This window comes from Xanthomonas arboricola pv. juglandis, from assembly GCF_905367715.1.
In the GTDB taxonomy this organism is placed as follows: Bacteria; Pseudomonadota; Gammaproteobacteria; order Xanthomonadales; family Xanthomonadaceae; genus Xanthomonas; species Xanthomonas arboricola.
This window is the reverse complement of sequence record NZ_HG999362.1, coordinates 2,631,974-2,652,173: the sequence shown is the minus strand read 5'-3', so window position 1 is coordinate 2,652,173 and position 20,200 is coordinate 2,631,974. Positions and strand designations below refer to the sequence as shown.

The following is a 20,200-nucleotide window of genomic DNA, read 5'->3' as shown; positions in this document are numbered from 1 at the left end:
CCGTTCCCGATTCCCGGCGCCAATGACCAACATCCACAGCGACAAGATCCTCATCCTCGATTTCGGCGCGCAGTACACCCAGCTGATTGCGCGGCGCATCCGCGAGATAGGGGTGTATTGCGAGATCTGGGCCTGGGATCATGACCCGGCGGAGATCGCCGGTTTCGGCGCCAAGGGCATCATCCTGTCCGGTGGTCCGGAGTCGACCACCTTGCCGGGTGCGCCGGTCGCGCCACAGGAAGTGTTCGACAGCGGCTTGCCGGTGTTCGGCATCTGCTACGGCATGCAGACGCTGGCAGCGCAGCTGGGTGGCGCGACCGAGGCGGCGGACCAGCGCGAATTCGGTCATGCCGAAGTCGATGTGGTGGCCGCCGATGCCTTGTTCGCAGGGCTGACCGATCATGCCGGCGCATCGCGTCTCAATGTGTGGATGAGCCACGGCGACCACGTGTCGCAGGTGCCGCCGGGCTTCACCGTCACCGCGGTGACCGACCGCATCCCGGTGGCGGCGATGTCCAACGAGGACAAGCGCTGGTACGGCGTGCAGTTCCATCCCGAGGTCACCCACACGCTGCAGGGCCAGACCTTGCTGCGCCGCTTCGTGGTCGATGTCTGCGGCTGCCAGACGCTGTGGACGGCGGCCAACATCATCGACGACCAGATCGCGCGCGTGCGCGAGCAGGTTGGCGATGACGAAGTGATCCTGGGCCTGTCCGGCGGCGTCGATTCATCGGTGGTCGCCGCGCTGTTGCACAAGGCGATCGGCGACAAGCTGACCTGCGTGTTCGTCGATACCGGACTGCTGCGCTGGCAGGAAGGCGACCAGGTGATGGCGATGTTCGCCGAGCACATGGGCGTGAAGGTGATCCGCGTCAACGCGGCCGATCGTTACTTTGCCAAGCTCGAAGGCGTCAGCGACCCGGAAGCCAAGCGCAAGATCATCGGCAACCTGTTCGTGGATATCTTCGACGAGGAATCCAACAAGCTGGCCAATGCCAAGTGGCTGGCGCAGGGTACGATCTATCCGGACGTGATCGAGTCGGCCGGCAGCAAGACCGGCAAGGCGCACGTGATCAAGAGCCACCATAACGTCGGCGGCCTGCCCGAGCACATGAAGCTGGGCCTGGTCGAGCCGTTGCGCGAATTGTTCAAGGACGAAGTGCGCCGCCTCGGTGTCGAACTCGGCCTGCCGCGCACGATGGTGTACCGCCATCCGTTCCCGGGCCCGGGCCTGGGCGTGCGCATCCTGGGCGAAGTGAAGCGCGAATACGCCGAACTGCTGGCCAAGGCCGATGCAATCTTCATCGATGAACTGCGCAAGGCCGATCTGTACGACAAGACCAGCCAGGCGTTTGCGGTGTTCCTGCCGGTCAAGTCGGTCGGTGTGGTCGGCGATGCACGCGCCTACGAATGGGTGATCGCGCTACGCGCGGTGGAAACCATCGACTTCATGACCGCGCACTGGGCGCACCTGCCGTACGATTTCCTCGGCACGGTGAGCAACCGCATCATCAACGAACTGCGCGGCGTCTCACGCGTGGTCTACGACATCTCCGGCAAGCCGCCGGCGACGATCGAGTGGGAGTGACATCAGGTTTTCGGTGACTGTCGCCAGTCGTCGAAAAGATGACGCAAGTATCGATGGTGGTGGAATAGTCCGGGTGCGCATGCGCCCGGACCCCGCTATTGGCGGACTGGATGTTCAGGACCATGCTCTAGAAGCGCGGCTGCATCGCGCCTTTGCGTCAAACAAGACCGCACAGCGGGATACCCTGCGCTCGACGAAGCGTTTCGACCAGAGCCGCAGCCATGCCTGCACAATCAGCACGGCTTCGACACGCAGGATCGCCGTGCACCCACGCGTCTTGCCCAATGCCTAAACCGCAGCGACACCACCATCGACGAAAAGCTCATGGCCGGCGACAAAGCTGCTCTCGCTGGATGCCAGGAAGAGGACTACTCGTGCTACCTCGTTCGGTTCGGCCAACCGCCCGAGTGGAACACTTTTACTCAGCGCCTCTTCAACTTCCGGTTGCGAGTCGAGGTAGCTGCGTATCAGGCGCGTTTGCGTGCCACCAGGCGAGACGACGTTTACGCGGATGCCTCGCTCCTTGAGGTCGGTGGTCCAGCTTCGGGCAAACGAGCGCACCGCGGCCTTGCTGGCGTTGTAAAGAGATTGGCCTGGCAGACCCTTGCTGCCAGCGATGGAGCCGTTGAGGACGATAGCGCTGCCCGCAGCCATCAGCGGTAGCGCTTTTTGCACGGTGAACACCATGCCTTTCACATTGACGTCGAAGGTCGTGTCGAAATGCATAGTGTCGATCGCTTCGAGTGGGACGACCTCGTAGATGCCCGCATTGGCGAACACGACATCGACCTTGTGGTGATCGCGTTGGATGCATTCGTAAAGCCGCGCGACGTCGTCGGAATTGGTGACATCGCCTTGCACACCGACTGCTCCGTGGCCGATCTCCTTTACGGCCTCGGTAAGTGCGTCCTGCCGACGCCCGGTGATGTACACCTGCGCGCCTTCCATTGCGAACAGCTTCGCCGTTGCCAGGCCGATGCCGTCGCTGCCCCCCGTGATCACCACCACTTTGTCTTCGAAACGCTTCGTCATCTTCCGGTGCCTTCTTCGAATATGGAGGATTGCTCCACTTATGATATGGAGGTAACCTCCACTTTACAAGAGAGGGAGGAAAACGTGTGAGTGATGAACCTGCCCTTCGGGCTGACGCGCAGAAAAATCGGGAACTCATCCTTTCTGCAGCTGAAGCGCTCTTTCTGGAAAAAGGAGCTGGTGTCCCGCTCGAGGAAGTTGCTAAGCGCGCAGGTGTCGGCATCGGTACGCTGTATCGTCGCTTTCCCACGCGCGAGGCACTGTTAGCCGCGACCAGCAACGAGCGCTTCCTGTCGCTGGCGCAAGCCAGCCGTGCGCGCGACCGAGACCTTGCTCCAGGCGAGGCGGTACGCGCGTACCTGGAAGAACTTGCCAGGAACACGAGCATTTATCAGAGCCTTGCTGCTTCGATCGGGGCTGTTATCCAATGCGGGACGCCCGGCTGTCATGCGATCACCGCAGAAGGGCGCCGGCTGCTTCAGCGCGGGCAGGACGCGGGTGCGATCCGTGGCGACGTCACGTATGAGGATTTCATTTGCGTGGTGACTGCCATTTCCCTTGCAGTCGAAAATGACCATTCATCGAAATCGCGGATCGGGCATTTCGTTGACTTGTTCTTGAATGGCATAAGCGTGAAAAGTGCGGATTAGCCACCGATAACTCAACTATCTCCGCACGATTGGGCGCAAAAAAAACCGCGCAATGCGCGGTTTGATCCTGGATCTACTGCAGTTGCCCGTCAGCGCAGCTTGGTCAGCGCCACGCGCGCATCGGCCATGAATTTCTGCGTTTCCTGTGGCGTGGAGAGGTTGGCGCCGAGCTGGTTGAGCACCTGCTCGATGTCGCTCGATGCGTCCCAGGCTTCGTCGCAGAGCATGCCGGCGATCGGGCCGAGATAATTCAGCGCGACTTTTTCCAGTGCATCGCGGATGCGCTCGTCAGGTGCGGAGCCAGCGCCTGCAGGTGCTGCATTCGGTGCGGCGAGCGGCGTTGCTGCGGCCGGTGCCGGTGCCGGAGCCGCTGCAACCGCTGCCCGCGGCGGTGCCGGTGCACCACCCAGATCCTGTTCGAAACCGCCCATCAACCATTGCCGCGAGTCATCGCTCAGCAGCGAGGGCTTGCCCATGCCGGCGCCGGGGTCGGCCTGGAAGCGGGCCTTGGCCGCATTGACCATGGTGAGGCGTTGCACCGCCTCGTCATTGCGCAGCATGCGGAACACCACTTCCTCGATCTGCCCGGCGTTGAGGCGGATGATGCAGGAGTGGTTCTCCTCGGTGACGATGAACAGAAAGCCGGACGCCTTCTTCAGTGCCAGCGCCTTGAGCTCGCGCAGGACCTCGATCAGCGGACGGAATTCAGTGGACATGGCGTCTTCCTTGCATCATCTGGTACGGAATGGGTGCGCGCAGCTCAGCGTTTGCTGAGCCGCTCCATGGCCAGCCGGACACTGTTGGACAGGCGGGAGATGGCGCGCGCCAGGGTACCAATTTCATCCTTGAGGTTGACCTCGTCGATGGTGTGGTTCCACTTGCCCAGGCTCAGCTCTTCGGCCACGGTGGTCAGGTGCTGGATCGGGCGCAACACGCGGCTCCAGATCAACGCCCACTGCAGGCCGAGCAACAGCGCACACACCAGCAGGCCGATGCCGGCGATCCACAGCGACTGGCGCACGATCACGCCATTGACGTCGCTCTTGGGGTAGGCCGAAACCAGAGTGAAGCCCCAATCGGGCACTTCCTGCTTGGTGACGACCCAGTCGTTGGGCGTTTCCTTGACGATCCGCTCGATGGTGGCGGTGTCGGTGGTGGCACCGGTGGTGGACTGGAAGCGCAGCTTGTTCTTGCTGTCGAACACGGCGATGAAGCCGGAGTCGAGCACGCGACGGCTGCTGACCACGTTTTCCAGCGCCTGGGTGTCGGCCTTGTAGCCGACGTACCAGGCACCGATCACGCGCTTGTCGTTGCCGGCGAAGATCGGCTCGTAGCCGGTGACGTACGGATTGCCGAGAATGTCGACCACGCCGTAGAAGCTTTCGCCGTTGCGCAGCTTGGCGGCGGCCTGGCCGTTGGGATCGAGCACGGTGCCGATGGCGCGGCTGCCGTCGTCCTTCTTGACGTTGGTGGAGATGCGCACGAAGTCATCGCCGGTACGCGAGAACAGCGTGGCGGTGCCTTCGTGGATGGCGGTGACATCGTCGAGCATGTCGAAGACGTTGGCCTGCGCCTTCTGGCCCAGCAGCAGGTCGTTGGCGCTACGCTCGCCCACGCGCACTTCGTTGCCGACGCTGGCGGCGCCGTGTGCGTTGGCTTCCTTGCGCAGCTGGCGCATGGAGGAATTGACGCGATCGAGCATCATCGCGCGGGTGACCGAGAACAGGGTCTGCAAGGACACCGACTGGCGCTCGATCGCGTCGCCGGTCTCGAACTTGACCCGGTTCGCTTCGGTAATGGCCAGAATGACCGTCAGTGCCACCACCACGACCAGCACCAAGGCCAGCACCGGCAACAGCAGGCGCACCCGCAAAGAGTGACGAAGCATCGCAATTCCCCTGAACGCGTTTAGTGATTGAATCGAACGCCGTCGCAGCCCCCCGGCAGCGGTCGGACCTAGCCGTTATCGGCTGTTGCACATGATGCTGAAGCGGCCCCCACGCCGCTGGCGGTGCATACGATAGCTCAAGCCGATCGATTTGACAGTGCGCCTCGATCGCATCGTACGCCTTGGGTTCAAGAATGGTGGACCGGCTTACAGAGTTCGGGCTGGCGGGCGCGGTGGCCGGCAAGATCGGCTAGCCCTCCAGGGGCGATCCATCGCGGCGCCGTCGGTGAGCCGGCCGATGCGCGCGGTGGCGTCTTTGTGTCACGCCTGCCGTTGCCGCGCTACCGCGATGACCGTATGCAGCGGTGTTTGAAGAGCGACCTACGCTTGCGATCGGCCTGGTCGCAGGTGGCTCAGGTTTCCAGCGACAGGATTCCCCGGCGCAGGGCAACGGTGACCGCATGGGTGCGATCGCGCACGCCGAGCTTGCCCAGGATGTTCTTCATATGCGCCTTGACCGTCTCTTCGGAAATGCTCAAGGCATTGCCGATCTGCTTATTGGAGCATCCGGTGGCCACCAGGCTCAGTACCTCCGTCTCGCGGGCGGATAGCGCGTCGTCGAGCACGTGGGCGGCGATGTTTTCGGCCACCGACGCCGGAACATGCCGCCGCTGGCCGCGGCGCACGTCGCGAATGGTGTCGACCAGCTCGCGGCGCAGCGCGCTCTTGAGCAGATAGCCGCAGGCGCCGGCCTGCAGTGCGCGCACCGCACGCACATCGCCTGTATAGGTGGTCAACACGATGACCTTGGCGGCGGGGTCGACACGGCGGATGCGCTGGATGGCTTCGACGCCATCCACGCGCGGCATCTGCAGATCCATCAGCACCACGTCCGGGCGCAGGCTGGCGTAGCAGGCCACGGCCTGTTCGCCGTCTTCGGCTTCGCCGACCACCCGCATGTCGTGTTCGGCGGCGAGCATGGCACTGAGACCGTCGCGCAGCAGCGGATGATCGTCTACCACCAGCACGTCGGTCGGTTTGACCATCTCAGCCATTGGAGCTCTCCGTGGATCGTGCAGGTCGAAATCGCCACCACCAGCGCGGTGGCGTCGCATAGGCGGTGCGGGCCGGAAGCGTGATCTGGATTGCGGTGCCGCTGCCTGGACGCGACCACAACTGCATCTTGGCGCCGATGCGTTTGGCGCGTTCCTGCATGCCGGTCAGCCCCCAGTGGCCGGTGCGTGCATGCCCATGCAGCACGTCCGGATCCAGGCCGCAGCCATCGTCGCGGATGCGCAGCACGAAGTCACGTGAACCGTAACGCAGTTCCAGCGCGATGCGCGCGGCGCCTGAATGGCGATCGGCATTGGCCAATGCTTCGCGGCCAAGCTGGAACACTTCGTCGGCCACCATCGGACGCAGCGCCACCGGGCGTCCTTCGACCGACACCTGCAGTTCGGCAGACGGCGGTGGCATGGTGGCCTCGCGTGCGCGCTGCAGTGCGGCGGCCAGATCCTGGCGCAGCGAATAACTGTCGCGCAGGCCGTTGACGCGGTCGCGGCCTTCGACCAGCGCATTCTCGGCCAGGTCGACCGCCTGTTCGAGCTCCAGCCGCCGCGGGTCGTCCTGCGGCAACGAGCGGCTGGCGGCATGCAGCCGCAGGATCAGGCCTTGCGTGCCCTGCAACAAGGTGTCGTGCAACTCGCGCGCGATGCGTTCGCGTTCGCGGTAGCGCTCTTCCAGGCGTGCACGCAGGCGTCCGGCAATACGCCGGGTGCGCATGCGCCACAGCATCGCAAGCGTCAGCAGCAGGGCGAGCGCAACGCACACCTTGAATTGCCAGGTTTGCACGAAGGCCGCTTCGATGACGAAATCCAGCGTGTCGCCGCGCGAGTTCCACACGCCATCGTTGTTGGCGGCGGCAATGCGGAAGCGGTAACGGCCGGGCGCGAGGTTGGTATAGAACGCCTCGTTACGGTTGCCGGCGTCCTGCCAGTGCGCGTCCACGCCCTCCAGCCGGTAGCGGAAGCGCACGCGTTCGGGCCGGGTCAGGCTCACGGCGTCGTAGCCGATGCGCAGGCGGTGCGTCCACTTGGGCAGGCGCAGCCCGGCGGTGCGCGGGTAGGGACGGTCGTCGGCGACCACGTCGGTGATGAAGACCTCCGGCGCGGTGGGGTTGCGGTAGGTCTGTTCCGGGTCCAGCCAGGCCAGGCCCTGGTTGGTGGTGAACCACAACAGGCCGTCGTCGGCGGCGATGGCCGTGGGGACCGGTGTGGCCTGCTGGGCGACACCGGGCAACCCGTCCATGATGTCGTACAGGCGCAGCGCCGGGCTGACCACGCCCGATTGCACGCTCTGTAGCAGCGCACGTTGAGCGATCTGCACCACGCCGCGGTTGCCGTTCAACCACAGCGTGCCGTGCCGGTCCTGCACGATGCCGGTGATGCCCTGCAGGAGCGGATTGGTCTGATCGGCCACTTGCCGGAACCGGCCGTCGGCACCCAGCGCTGCCAGCCCGGTTTCGCCGGCGACCAGCATGAGCGACGGGCCTTGCCAGATGGCGGTGATCGGCCCCACCGACAGGCCATCTTCTGCGCTGTAGCGCGTCACCTGCCGGCCCTGCAGCAGGCGCGCATCGCCCTTGATGGTGCCCACCCACAGGCCGCCATCGCGCGTATTGGCGAGCACCGTGCACGGGATGTCCTGCAGATCGGGCAGCGGCTGCCAGGCGTTGCCGTCGAAAGCGTAAGGGCCGCCGGCATCCGGGCAGATCCAGGGATGGTTGCGGTTGTCCACGACGAAGGCGCGGATGGCGCCGGTCGCCAGGCCGAGCGGCAGCGCCACCGATTGCACGCGGCCGACCTGCAGACGTAGCAAGGCGTGCTCGCCAAGCACCCAGCCATTGGCGGTCGCCGGCACATCCAGGATGTGGTGGGACGCACCATGCTGCAAACCTTCTACGCGATCGCGGCTCAAGGCCAGCAGCCGGCCATCGCGCAGGCTTGCCAGGAGCGGGCGTGCGGCGGTGCCCGGGGCGGGATTGAAGGTCGCCACGGCCATCGCCTGGCCCGGCAGCAAGGACGCCAACGGCAGCAACGCGCGATGTCGGAACCGGTTGAGGCCCAGATTGGTGCCGGCCCACAGATTGCCTTCGCGGTCTTCGAGCAAGGGGCCGGCAGTGGCCGAGGTCAGGCCTTGTACGGTTCCGAAGCGTTCCAGCACCGGCGTGGGCGATGTGGGCAAGGCGATCCGGAACAGGCCATGCGCCGCGTAGTCGCTGCCCCATAGCGCGCCATCGCGCATGAACCGGATGCGCCGCGCGAACAGCCCGGGAAATTGCAGCCGGGCACGGGCCGTGGCGGGCAGCACGTGGCCCTGCGCATCGGTCAACGCAAACACGCCGCGGTACGGGTCTGCGACCCAGATCGCTCCGCCCGGACTTTCGGCCATGGTGACGTAGAGACCCACCTGCTGGCCGCTGGGTTCGAAGCGTTTGGCGCCGGGCCGCAACGACAGAATCTGGGTACCGTCGCTGACCCAGAGCGTGCCGCGCACATCGCGCAGCAGCCAATGCGCGCGCTCGGCGGTGTAGCCCCAGTCGGCGCCTGCACGCTGCCAGCGTTGCCCGTCGAACCAGCACAAACCGCCATCGATGGCGGCCCACCACCGCCCACTGCCGTCGTGCTCAATGCGGAACACCATGCCGGCGGGCACGTCCTTGCCCGGGCTGAAGTGCGTCAGGTGACCGTCGGCAACGCGATCGATGCCGGCGTTGAAGTAGCCGATCCAGGCGGTATCGTCCGGCGCCAGCGCAAGCGTGGTCATGTTGTGCGATGCATAGGCCTCGCCATCCGGCGCCGCCTGCCGCGCGAAACGGTCGCCATCGAACTGAAACAGGCCAAATCCGGTCGCCAGCCACAATGGCCCGGCCTCGGCTTGCTGGATATCCCAGATATCGGCCGGTGCGCCGCGTTCGGTGCTCCAGGCGGTGTGGTGGAATTGCAGCAGCCCCGCACGCGTTGCGGCGATGCCTTGGGCGTACACCGGATTGCACGGCCACCCGCAACTGCACATCACAACGATCACCGCCGCGCACAGGGGCCAGAGCAGGTGGAATCGGATGGGGGGCTCGCGCGGCATTGCAGCATTGTCGGGCGAGATCGGGGCCAAGCACCACCACCTCTTTCGGGGGAGGCAGGTCGGGCAGGAAATCGGCTACGCATGGACCGGCATGTTGCGTGGGATGCGTGCGTGTCGCTGCGATGCAGTGTGCGCCGAGCTGGATGCCATCGGTTGGCTGCAGCAGTAATGACGCCGCGTTGTAGCGTGCCAGTCGTGCGCTGGCGTCCGCTTGTTTTTTCGTGTGGTGCGGGTGTCGGCTTGGACACTGCAAAGCGCGACAGGAACAACGGCGCGGTATCGCCGCTGCATCGGCGTGCATGCGCGGTGCATGCCATGGCGATGCACCCATGCGATCCCATGCTTGCTTGTGGCAGCACGCGGGCTGCTCACCCGAAAGAGTGAGCGATCGGCCTCACCATCAGGGGTGGGGTGATCGGCAGGTTCGCCCCACCATGGCGCCATTCCCCGCCGGAGACGCCACATGGCACGTCTGACTGCCGCCGGTCGCCCCGATCTGCATGCAGGCAACACCAACGCACTGTACGCCCCGCGCGCACGTGCCGTGGCCAGAGCGCTGCAGTACATCGACACGCATCTGTATGAGCCCATCGGCGTGACGCAACTGGCCGGCGCCGCCTGCATGAGCCGCTTCCATTTTGCGCGCGTGTTTCGCGATGCGCTGGGCGCCAGCCCGATGGAGTATCTGCGTCGTCGTCGCCTCGAACGCGCCCAGGCCATGCTGCGCGAGGGCGGCCACACCATCAGCCAGATCGCCACCGATCTGTGCTTCTTCGATCAAAGCCATTTCGTCCGCAGCTTCCGCAACGCCACCGGCTGCACGCCGGCGCGCTTTGCCGCGCAAGTGGCGAACGATCCCTGCGCCGCGCGCCCCCAGCCGCGTGCGCATCGGCACATCGCTGGTTCTTTTTCATCCTCCCTGGAGCATCACGCATGACCACCGCCACCGCCGTCCCCGGTAAGTCCCTGTTGTCGCCCGGTGATCACGCGCTGATCCTGATCGACCATCAATCGCAGATGGCGTTCGCCACGCATACCATCGACATCTCGGCGCTGCGCAACAACGTGTCGCTGATTGCCAAGGGCGCCAAAGGCTTCAAGGTGCCGGTGATCTTGACCACCGTTGCAGAGAAGTCGTTCTCCGGCCCGCTGTTTCCCGAGCTGCCGGAGATCTTTGCCGGCGAACCGGTGCTTGATCGCACCAGCATGAATGCCTGGGAAGACCAGGGTGTGATCGATCGCGTCAACGCCATAGGCAAGCAGCGTCTGGTGATTGCCGGGCTGTGGACCAGCGTCTGCATCGTCGGCCCGACGCTGTCGGCGGTCGAGCAGGGGTTCGAGGTCTACGTCATCACCGATGCCTGCGGCGATGTCAGCGACGAAGCGCACGAGCGCGCGGTGACGCGGATGGTGCAGGCCGGAGCCGCGCCCATCACCAGCGTGCAGTACCTGCTGGAACTGCAGCGCGACTGGGCACGCAGCGACACCTATGACCTCACCACCGGCATCGCGCGTGCGCATGCGGGCGGCTACGGCATCGGCATTCAGTACGCCAAGACCATGTTCGGCGCGCAGGAAGGCGGGCATTGAACGCATCGGCACCACGTGGCAACGCCGGCCTTGCAGCGGCATTGCTGATGCTGCGCATTGCCGGCGGCGGTTTCCTGTTGCCGCATGGCCTGGGCAAGTTGCTGGGATGGTTTGGTGGGCCGGGGCTGGCTGGATTTGCCGCTGAATTACAGCAATTCGGCTTTCCGTTTGCGCAACCCTTGCCGTTGCTGCTGGCCTTGGTGCAGACGCTCTCGGGGCTGGCGGTGTTACTGGGTCTGTGGACGCGCGTCAGTGCTGCACTGGCGGCGGTGTTCATCGCCACCACCGTCGTGGTGGCCGTGCCCAAGGGCTGGTTCTGGATGCACGGCGGGATGGAATACCCGCTGATGTGGCTGCTGGTGTTGCTGGGGCTGGTTGCCGCTGGCGGTGGCGCATGGTCGCTGGATGGGCTGCGCAGGCGTGGTGCGGCATGAGCGGCGTACCGAATGATCACGATGCCGGGCGGCGCCTGTGGATGCAGGCCGCCGCCGCCGGTCTTGCGTTGGGCGCCTTGCCCGGCGCTTCGTCTGCTTCAAGGAAGTCTCCGATGGTCGATCTGGTCGTTCGCAACGCACGCATCACCACCCTCGATCCACGTCAGCCCAGCGCCACCGCCATTGCAGTGACCGATGGACGCATCGTGGCGGTGGGCAACGATGCGCAGATCATGGCGCTGGCAGCTGGCGCCCGCAGCATCGATGCGCAAGGCCGACGCCTGTTGCCCGGCCTCAATGACAGCCACACCCATCTGATTCGCGGCGGGCTCAACTACAACCTGGAGCTGCGCTGGGATGGCGTGCGCTCGCTTGCCGATGCGATGGCGATGTTGAAGGCGCAGGTCGACCGCACCCCAGCGCCGCAATGGGTGCGTGTGGTCGGCGGATTCACCGCGCATCAGTTCGTCGAAAAACGCTTGCCGACCCTGGACGAGATCAATGCCATCGCACCGGATACACCGGTATTTTTGCTGCATCTGTACGACCGCGCCCTGCTGAACCGCGCGGCCTTGCGCGCCTGTGGCTACGACAAGGCCACTGCCGATCCGCCCGGCGGGCGCATCGAGCGCGACAAGCTGGGCAATCCCACAGGCTTGCTGCTGGCCAAGCCCAATGCCCTGATTCTCTACACCAGCCTGGCCAAGGGCCCGCGACTGCCGTTGGAGTATCAGGCCAATTCCACACGCCATTTCATGCGCGAACTCAACCGGCTGGGGATCACCTCGGTGATCGATGCCGGCGGCGGTTTCCAGAATTATCCGGAGGACTACCAAGTCATCGAACAGTTGCACGCGGCCGACCAGTTGAGCGTGCGCATCGCCTACAACCTGTTCACCCAGAACAAGGGCAAGGAAGTCGACGACTTCCGCGGCTGGACCGAGATGCTGCCGGTGCGCAAGGGCGACGATCTGCTGCGGCACAACGGCGCCGGCGAAATGCTGGTGTTTTCGGCGGCGGATTTCGAGCAGTTCAGCGAGCCGCGCCCGGAGCTGCCGCCGGGACTGGAGCCCGAGCTGGAGCAGGTGGTGCGGTTGCTGGTCGAGAAGCGTTGGCCATTCCGTATCCATGCCACCTACGACGAAAGCATCGGACGCATTCTCGATGTGTACGAAAAGGTCAATGCCGACATTCCGTTCGATGGCCTGCATTGGTTCGTCGATCACGCCGAAACCATCACGCCCCGCAATATCGACCGCATTCGCGCCTTGAGCGGCGGCATCGCCGTGCAGCACCGCATGGCGTATCAAGGCGAAGCGTTTGTCGAGCGCTACGGCGTACAGGCTGCGCGGCATACGCCACCGGTGCGCCGCATGTTGGCCGCCGGCGTGCCGGTGGGCGCCGGCACCGATGCGACGCGCGTGGCCAGTTACAACCCGTGGGTGGCGCTGTCGTGGCTGGTCACCGGACGCACGGTGGGCGGTCTGGCGTTGTACGGCGAAGAGAACCTGCTCGACCGTGAGCAGGCGCTGCGGCTGTGGACGCAGGGCAGCGCGTGGTTCTCTGGCGATGAGGGCCACAAGGGCACGCTGGCGGCGGGGCAACTGGCCGATTTCATCGTGTTGTCCGACGATTACTTTCGCGTCGACGATGCCGCCATTGCCGACATCACCAGCGTGCTGCCCGTGCTGGGTGGGCGCGTCGTCCATGGCGATGGCGACTTCGCCGCATTGGCGCCCACCTTGCCGCCGGCGATGCCGGACTGGTCGCCGGTCAACCGGTTCGGCGGCTATCACGTGGGTGGTACGGTCAGCGGGCTTGCCAGTGCCACGCACACGCATGGCCATGGCTGTCGCGCGCACGGGCCGCATGGACATGCAGCGCAGCATGCTGCGCCCAGCGATGATCTGCGCGGCTTCTGGGGCGCATTGGGTTGCGCGTGTTTCGCGTTCTGAGATCGGCACCACAGCGATGCGCCTGCCGGCGCATCCTGGCCCGTCACCTTGTTTGTTTCACCCCGTCCACTGGAGCCTTGCCGCGATGACTTCTTCTGCCGCACCCGCCGATAGCGGTGCCAGGGCGCCGCTGCGCGAGCCGATCTTTCGTGCCTTATGGCTGGCCATCTTAGGCAGCAACATCGGCACCTGGATCAACGATGTCGCCGCGTCCTGGGTGATGGCCGAACGGACGGGCTCGCCGTTGATGGTGGCGGCGGTGCAGTCGGCCACCACCTTGCCGGTGGTGTTGTTCGCACTGGTGGCCGGCACGCTGGCCGACATCGTTGACCGCCGCCGCTACCTGATGCTCACCCAGGGCTGGATGTTGCTGGTGGCCGCAGCCTTGGCCTTGCTATCGCATCTGCAGTTGCTAACCCCGTGGGTACTGGTGGCATTGACCTTTGCGATGGGCATGGGCGCGGCAATGGCGATGCCTGCGCAGGCGGCAATCGTGTCGGAGCTGGTGCCGCGGCCGATGCTGGCCTCGGCGGTAGCGCTCAATTCGATCGGCATGAACATCGCCCGCTCGATCGGCCCGGCGGTTGGCGGTTTGATCGTGGCGCAATTCGGGCCGCCGTGGGCATTTTTGCTCAATGGCGTGACCTTCGGGCTGATGCTGCTGGTGTTGTGGTGTTGGCGTCGCGATGCGCATGTCTCTGTATTGCCGCCGGAGAGCTTCGGCGCGGGCCTGCGTGCCGGTCTGCGCTACGCCGCACGCGCCGGACGCTTGCAGGCGGTGCTGATCAAGGCCGCCGGGTTCTTCCTGTTCGCCAGCGCGTTGACCGCATTGCTGCCGTTGGTGGTCCGGCGCGACATGCAGTTGGGTGCCGGCAGTTATGGCGTGTTGTTGGGCTGCATCGGCATCGGTGCGATCAGTGGCGCGCTGCTGTTGCCACGCCTGCGTGCGCGCTACGACCGCGACCTACTGGTGTTCGTGGCCACCATCGTGTGCGCAGCCTCATTGCTGGGGCTGGCATTGTCGCGTCAGATCGGAGTGCTGTGCGTGGTGATGGTGGTCAACGGCCTGGCCTGGATCACCGTGCTGTCGTCCTTGCAGATCGCCGCGCAAACGGCGGTGCCTGCCTGGGTGCGCGCACGCGCATTGTCGCTGTATATCGTGGTGTTTTCTGCGGGTATGGCGGCCGGCTCGCTGGTCTGGGGCGCGTTGGCGCAACGCACCTCGATCGCGACAGCCCTGCAGATTGCCGCCGTTGGCGCGGTGATCGCGGCGCTGCTGGTCAAGCGCGCGCGCATTGCCGGCACCGAACAGCTGGACCTCGCCCCTGGCGGACATTGGCCCGTGCCGGCGCAATCGGATGCGGTCGAACACGATCGCGGCCCGGTGCTGGTGACGGTCGAATATCGCATCGCTGCCGATGCGCGCGTAACTTTCCTGCAGCTGATGACGCAACTGGGCAACGCGCGGCGTCGTGATGGTGCGGTGGTCTGGGGTATCGCCGAAGACGCGGCAACACCCGGCGTGCAACTGGAATACTTCATCGTCGCCTCGTGGCTGGAACATCTGCGTCAGCACGAGCGCGTCACCGGCGACGACCGCCAGCTGCAGGAGCAGATCCGCGCCCTGCATCAAGGCGAGCGCGCGCCGGTGGTCCGCCACTTCGTCGGTGGCGGCGGTGTGGCGGTGCCGCCGCACGCGCATGCCGATATCTGAGAACTTCATCAGCGTGACGCTCCCGATCGGCCCGGCGCTGAAATCGATGTCGCTTTCTGCTGCCAGGTCGGCCGCGCCTGCCGTGCGTGAGGCCGGTTGCCGGCGCTGACAACCGGCCTGCGCAGACCCAGGGCTGGAGCGCCCTTTGGCCAACCGGGCCGGGCGCAACCCGCCTGCTAGCTGCGCCCGATCGGCCATACGGTCAGCCAGGGCAGCGCACGTGTCCTTCAGCGGTCGGCGTATCGCTTGCGCTGCCGATCGACATTGGCTGCGACTGCCTGACCTGCCATTGCTGGCACCGCCATGGCTGAGCATCGCGTTGCCGGTGGTCGTGCTGCGTGGTGGTTTCTTGAGGGCACTGGTTGCTGTGCTCACCTGTGGCTGGCCGGTCCATGCCTGAAGCTGGTCCGTTGCGCGGGGTCGCGACCACGCTGCGAAGGTGCACCGTCGCCATCCCGCTTGCTGTTTCGGCATCTTTGCGCGCACGTCTTGGGTCCGCAAGCTCGCCTGCAGGAGGCGCATTGGGGCGCCACTGGCAACAGGCTTATCGACGCTGAGGCCGCCAGCCTGATCACAACGGATCTGCGCGCAGCAAAGCAACGCGCACCAAAACAAAAGGCCGGCTCTCACGAGCCGGCCTTTGTCTTACGCAGTGAAGCAAGAATCAGCGCTTGGCGAAGGCCAGCAGATCCTGGTTGAACTGATCGGCATGGGTAATGGTCAACCCGTGCGGCGCGCCGGGGTAGATCTTCAGTTCGGCGTTGCTGATGATCTTGGCCGACAACTTGCCCGATGCATCGATCGGCACGATCTGGTCGTCGTCGCCATGCACCACCAGCGCCGGCACGTCGATCTTCTTCAGGTCGGCGGTGTAATCGACCTCGGAGAATTCCTTGATGCAGTCGTACTGACCCTTGTGACCGCCCAGCATGCCCTGCAGCCAGAACGCATCGCGCATGCCCTGGGTGACCTTGTTGCCGTCACGGTTGGCACCGAAGAACGGCGTGGTCAGGTCCTGATAGAACTGCGAACGGTCCTTGGCAACGCCATCGCGGATGCCGTCGAACACGCTCATCGGCAGGCCGCCCGGATTGGATGGGCTCTTGACCATCTGCGGCGGCACCGCGCCGACCAGTACCACCTTGGCCACACGCTTGCTGCCATGGCGGCCAACGTAATGCGCCACTTCGCCACCGCCGGTGGAATGGCCGACCAGGATCGCGTCCTTCAGGTCCAGCGCGTCGATCACTGCAGCCAGATCGTCCGCATAGGTGTCCATGTCGTTACCGTCCCAGGTCTGCGACGAGCGGCCATGGCTGCGGCGATCGTGTGCGATCACGCGGTAGCCGTGCTGGCCCATGAACAGCATTTGCGGGTCCCAGGCATCGCCGCTGAGCGGCCAACCATGTGCGAAGACGACCGGCTGGCCCTTGCCCCAATCCTTGTAGAAGATATTGGCGCCGTCGGGGCGTTTGACGAAATTGGACATCGGGTTGACTCCGTGAGTGGACGAGTGGGGTGGGGTGGTGGCGGGGGCGCGTGCGGGAGGTGCGGCAGTGGCGAACGCGGGCAGCGACAACGCTGCTACGGCGACCGTGCCGGTGATGAGAAAGCTGCGGCGTCCGGCGTCGGCCGGATGCGCCTCGAACGGATCCATAAACACTCCTGGGGCGAGGGGCATGCAGCCCGGCGATGGCACGATGCGATACGCATCGTGCTTGCATGGGCCCGCGCCACGCAGTGCGACGCAGGCCACGGGCGTGCCGGTGCATGCGAGCAGTAGACCGCCTGCGTCGCACCGCAGATTGCATCTGCGTGCGCTCTACGGCAGTTATCCCCAGCGTTGCGGATCAGCTCGTTCGCTGCAGTCGATGCGCCGTGATGGATCATCCGGGCATCCAGCTCGCACGAACGCAATGCAGCGCCGATCAACGTCCCTCCGTGCATCGCTGCCTGGCTCTGCAGCGCACGCAGCTGCCGCATCGCATCGACCACGCCGGTTGTGCTCGCCACTCACTGCAGTGCGGTATCCCACAGCAGCTTCAGGTTCAAGCCGACGATCACCGCCGCGATGACCCAGGCAATGCGCACCAGCCACGGCGGTGCCACCAGCGCGCCCATCAACTCACGATCCGACACGAAGCGCACCAGCGGGATCACCGCGAATGGCAGCTGCATCGACAGCACCACCTGGCTGAGCACCAGGAGCCGCGCGGTACCGGCCTCGCCATACAACCAGGTCACGATCACCACCGGCACGATGGCGATGCCACGCGTCAGCAGGCGGCGCAGCCACGGCGGCAAGCGCAGTTGCAGAAAGCCTTCCATCACGATCTGCCCGGCCAGCGTGGCGGTGACGGTGGAATTGACGCCGGAGGCCAGCAGCGCCACTGCAAACAGCGTCGAGGCCAGGCCCACGCCCAGCATCGGCGCGAGCAGGGCGTGGGCCTGTTCGATTTCCTGCACATCGGTGCGGCCCTGCGCATGGAATACCGCCGCCGCCAGGATCAGGATCGAGGCATTGATGAACAGCGCGAACATCAATGCCACGGTGCTGTCGGTTACCGCCCAGCGCAGCGCCGATTTGCGGCCCGCATCGGTACGCGGATACGCACGTGTCTGCACGATCGACGAATGCAGGTACAGGTTATGCGGCATCACCGTCGCACCGATGATGCCGATCGCCAGATACAGCGCGCGCGGGTCGGTGACCACCTGCGCATGCGGAATGAAGCCGCCCAGCACGGCGGCGATCGGCGGTGCCGCCAGCGCGATCTGGATGCCGAAGCAGACGAAGATGATCAACAGCAGCGCGATCACGAACGCTTCCAGCGCGCGGAAACCGCGGTTCATCAGCAACAGCACCAGCACCACGTCCACCGCGGTGATGATGGCGCCCACGGTCAGCGGAATGCCGAACAACAGCTTCAACGCAATGGCGGTGCCGATCACCTCGGCCAGATCGCAGGCGATGATCGCCAGTTCGCAGATGCCCCACAGCGCCAGATTCACCCCGCGCGGGTAACGCGCCCGGCAGGCCTGCGCCAGGTCCAGTCCGGTCGCGATGCCCAGCCGTGCCGACAGGCTCTGCAGCACGATCGCCATCAGGTTGGACAGCAGGATCACCGACAGCAGCAGATAGCCGAACTGCGAGCCGCCGGCCAGGTCGGTGGCCCAGTTGCCCGGGTCCATGTACCCGACCGACACCATGTAGCCCGGGCCCAGAAACGCCAGCAGCCGGAACCACCAGTGCCCGCCCTTGGGTACGGCGACGCTGGCGTGGTGATCGCCCAACCCGCCATGGGCCGCGGCCGGCAAGGGGAGGGGCGAGGTCGGGTGAGGACGGAGATCGACGGACATGCGGCGCAGGCTGGCAGGGATTCACGCCGATGATATAGCAAGGGCTATGCTGTTGAGCATTGGCAATTTAAATCGTAATGATCGGCTGCGTGCTTCAAACTACGCATCCCGGTACTGGCGCCGGACGTGATGACGGGGATGAGGGTGGGCAAGAGCGAAAAGCTGGAAGCAGCCGCGCCGGCGCTGATCGACGCACAGGTGCATATGGAGAGCTTCCGTCAGGTGCGCGAAGCGCGCCGCGCCGAGCTGGTCGAGGACTATGTGGAGCTGATCTCCGACCTGTTGGTCGACGGCGGCGAGGCGCGTCAGGTCGATATCGCCGCGCGCCTGGGCGTGGCGCAGCCGACCGTGGCCAAGATGCTCAAGCGTCTGGTGCGCGACGGCTGGGTGGTGCAGCGCCCGTATCGCGGTGTTTTCCTGACCCCGGCCGGCGAGGCGCTGGCGGCGTCCAGCCGGCAGCGCCATCAGATCGTCGAACGCTTCCTGCTCGCCCTGGGCATCGACGAGGCCACTGCGCGCCGCGACGCCGAAGGCATCGAGCACCATGTCAGCGAAGCCACCGTGGCCGCGTTCGCCGCCTTCCTGGATCGCCAGGGCGGCAGCGCCGCGTGAGCATGCCGGTAGAAACGTCGGTAGACACGGCGCAGGCGCTGATCGACCAACAGTGGATGCAACGCGCCCTGCAACTGGCCGAACGTGCCGAACGCGACTTTGACGAGATCCCGGTCGGTGCGCTGCTGGTCGATGCCGGGGGCACCGTGCTGGGCGAGGGCTGGAACTTCAATATCGCCAGCCACGATCCCAGCGCGCATGCCGAGATCATGGCCATGCGCGAAGGCGGCCGCCGCCTGGCCAACCACCGGCTGATCGGCTGCACGCTGTATGTCACGCTGGAGCCGTGCGCGATGTGCGCGATGGCGATGATCCACGCACGCATCGCGCGGGTGGTGTTCGCCGCCAGCGACCCCAAGACCGGCGCCTGCGGCAGCGTATTCGATCTGCCCGCCGACCCGCGCCACAACCACCGCGTGCAGGTCAGCGGTGGCGTGCTGGCCGCCGAGGCCGGCCTGCGGCTAACCAATTACTTCAGGGCCAAGCGCGGCAAGCCGCCCCTCGCGCCCTGAGCGGCGCGGCCGCGGTATGATGCGCGCCCTTCAGCATCCGGCCGGCGACGGCCCTCCACAGGACGGCGACATGGCAGACACCCTTGCAGGCAACGACCGACTGATCTGGATCGATCTGGAAATGACCGGCCTGGATACCGATCGCGATTCCATCATCGAGATCGCCACCATCGTGACCGATGCGCAGTTGAACGTGCTTGCCGAAGGGCCGGAGCTGGCCATCGCCCACCCGCTGGCGACGCTTGAAGCCATGGACGAGTGGAACCGCAATCAGCACCGCCGTTCGGGGCTGTGGCAGCGCGTACTCGATAGCCAGGTCACCCATGCCCAGGCCGAGGCGCAGACGGTGGCCTTCCTGAGCGAGTGGATTCGCGCCGGCGCTTCGCCGATGTGCGGCAATTCGATCTGCCAGGACCGCCGCTTCCTGCACCGCCAGATGTCGCGCCTGGAGCGCTACTTCCACTACCGCAACCTGGACGTGTCCACCATCAAGGAGCTGGCACGGCGTTGGGCGCCGACGGTGGCCAATGGTTTTGCCAAGAGCTCGGCCCACACCGCGTTGAGCGATGTGCGCGATTCGATCGACGAGCTGCGCCACTACCGCCAGTTCATGGGCGCGCTGGGCGGCGATTCCCACGCCGACGTACTGGCCTGAGCGCTGGCACGACGTCGTTGCACGCTATTGGGGTGTTGATCGACGGCGCCCAGTTGCGGACCACGCGCAG

At 65.5% G+C, this 20,200-nt stretch carries 17 protein-coding genes; 10 read left to right on the top strand and 7 right to left on the bottom strand.

Going from position 1 to position 20,200, the window contains the following annotated elements; translation table 11 throughout:
• Nucleotides 1-22: 22 nt before the first annotated feature.
• Nucleotides 23-1,588: a glutamine-hydrolyzing GMP synthase gene (gene guaA, locus KHN93_RS11550; protein ID WP_039521782.1), complete on the top strand. Its 1,566-nt coding sequence runs from the start codon at nt 23-25 to the stop codon at nt 1,586-1,588.
• Nucleotides 1,589-1,876: 288 nt separating this feature from the next.
• Here guaA and KHN93_RS11545 read toward each other — a convergent pair whose 3' ends face one another.
• On the bottom strand, nt 1,877-2,620 hold the full coding sequence (locus KHN93_RS11545) for an SDR family NAD(P)-dependent oxidoreductase (protein WP_211920150.1): 744 nt from the start codon (nt 2,618-2,620) through the stop codon (nt 1,877-1,879).
• A gap of 86 nt (nt 2,621-2,706) precedes the next feature.
• Here KHN93_RS11545 and KHN93_RS11540 point away from each other — a divergent pair, with 86 nt between their 5' ends.
• Complete coding sequence (locus KHN93_RS11540; RefSeq protein WP_104559607.1) at nt 2,707-3,270, top strand: TetR/AcrR family transcriptional regulator; 564 nt, start codon at nt 2,707-2,709, stop codon at nt 3,268-3,270.
• A gap of 89 nt (nt 3,271-3,359) precedes the next feature.
• Here the strand turns inward: KHN93_RS11540 and KHN93_RS11535 are convergent, their stop codons facing one another.
• From KHN93_RS11535 to KHN93_RS11520, 4 genes are all read right to left on the bottom strand, one after another.
• The gene (locus KHN93_RS11535) at nt 3,360-3,986 is read right to left on the bottom strand and encodes a DUF8082 domain-containing protein (protein ID WP_104559608.1); all 627 of its coding nucleotides are present in this window, start codon (nt 3,984-3,986) and stop codon (nt 3,360-3,362) included.
• A gap of 44 nt (nt 3,987-4,030) precedes the next feature.
• Nucleotides 4,031-5,158, bottom strand: a complete 1,128-nt coding sequence (locus KHN93_RS11530) for a Cache 3/Cache 2 fusion domain-containing protein (protein ID WP_065031540.1) — start codon at nt 5,156-5,158, stop codon at nt 4,031-4,033.
• A 413-nt stretch (nt 5,159-5,571) separates the two neighbouring features.
• Entirely contained in the window at nt 5,572-6,213 is a 642-nt protein-coding gene (locus KHN93_RS11525) for a response regulator (protein ID WP_039521772.1), read from the bottom strand.
• Nucleotides 6,206-9,232 (bottom strand): sensor histidine kinase, encoded by a 3,027-nt coding sequence (locus KHN93_RS11520; protein WP_329832719.1) that lies wholly within the window; start codon nt 9,230-9,232, stop codon nt 6,206-6,208. Before KHN93_RS11520 ends, KHN93_RS11525 begins: the two co-directional genes overlap by 8 nt.
• A 529-nt stretch (nt 9,233-9,761) precedes the next feature.
• Here KHN93_RS11520 and KHN93_RS11515 point away from each other — a divergent pair.
• From KHN93_RS11515 to KHN93_RS11495, 5 genes are all read left to right on the top strand, one after another.
• Nucleotides 9,762-10,235 (top strand): helix-turn-helix transcriptional regulator, encoded by a 474-nt coding sequence (locus tag KHN93_RS11515; RefSeq protein ID WP_047128765.1) that lies wholly within the window; start codon nt 9,762-9,764, stop codon nt 10,233-10,235.
• Nucleotides 10,232-10,888, top strand: a complete 657-nt coding sequence (locus KHN93_RS11510; RefSeq protein ID WP_039521767.1) for a hydrolase — start codon at nt 10,232-10,234, stop codon at nt 10,886-10,888. Before KHN93_RS11515 ends, KHN93_RS11510 begins: the two co-directional genes overlap by 4 nt.
• Nucleotides 10,885-11,322, top strand: coding sequence for a DoxX family protein (locus tag KHN93_RS11505; protein ID WP_211920148.1), 438 nt, complete (start codon nt 10,885-10,887; stop codon nt 11,320-11,322). Before KHN93_RS11510 ends, KHN93_RS11505 begins: the two co-directional genes overlap by 4 nt.
• A gap of 113 nt (nt 11,323-11,435) precedes the next feature.
• Nucleotides 11,436-13,277 carry an amidohydrolase gene (locus KHN93_RS11500; RefSeq protein WP_212579639.1) on the top strand — a complete coding sequence of 614 codons (1,842 nt, stop codon included), beginning with the start codon at nt 11,436-11,438 and terminating at the stop codon, nt 13,275-13,277.
• Nucleotides 13,278-13,362: 85 nt separating this feature from the next.
• Entirely contained in the window at nt 13,363-14,991 is a 1,629-nt protein-coding gene (locus KHN93_RS11495; RefSeq protein ID WP_211920146.1) for an MFS transporter, read from the top strand.
• 664 nt (nt 14,992-15,655) lie between these two features.
• Here the strand turns inward: KHN93_RS11495 and KHN93_RS11490 are convergent.
• On the bottom strand, nt 15,656-16,480 hold the full coding sequence (locus KHN93_RS11490) for an alpha/beta fold hydrolase (protein WP_104559768.1): 825 nt from the start codon (nt 16,478-16,480) through the stop codon (nt 15,656-15,658).
• A 524-nt stretch (nt 16,481-17,004) separates the two neighbouring features.
• Complete coding sequence (locus KHN93_RS11485) at nt 17,005-18,351, bottom strand: Nramp family divalent metal transporter (RefSeq protein WP_104559614.1); 1,347 nt, start codon at nt 18,349-18,351, stop codon at nt 17,005-17,007.
• Nucleotides 18,352-18,495: 144 nt separating this feature from the next.
• Here KHN93_RS11485 and mntR point away from each other — a divergent pair, with 144 nt between their 5' ends.
• The 3 genes from mntR to orn all read left to right on the top strand — a co-directional run bounded on the left by mntR (nt 18,496) and on the right by orn (nt 20,130).
• The gene (mntR, locus tag KHN93_RS11480) at nt 18,496-18,963 is read left to right on the top strand and encodes a manganese-binding transcriptional regulator MntR (protein WP_024939187.1); all 468 of its coding nucleotides are present in this window, start codon (nt 18,496-18,498) and stop codon (nt 18,961-18,963) included.
• A gap of 2 nt (nt 18,964-18,965) precedes the next feature.
• Entirely contained in the window at nt 18,966-19,475 is a 510-nt protein-coding gene (tadA, locus tag KHN93_RS11475; protein ID WP_425600180.1) for a tRNA adenosine(34) deaminase TadA, read from the top strand.
• 70 nt (nt 19,476-19,545) lie between these two features.
• Nucleotides 19,546-20,130, top strand: a complete 585-nt coding sequence (orn, locus tag KHN93_RS11470; protein ID WP_211920142.1) for an oligoribonuclease — start codon at nt 19,546-19,548, stop codon at nt 20,128-20,130.
• The last annotated feature ends 70 nt before the right edge of the window (nt 20,131-20,200 follow it).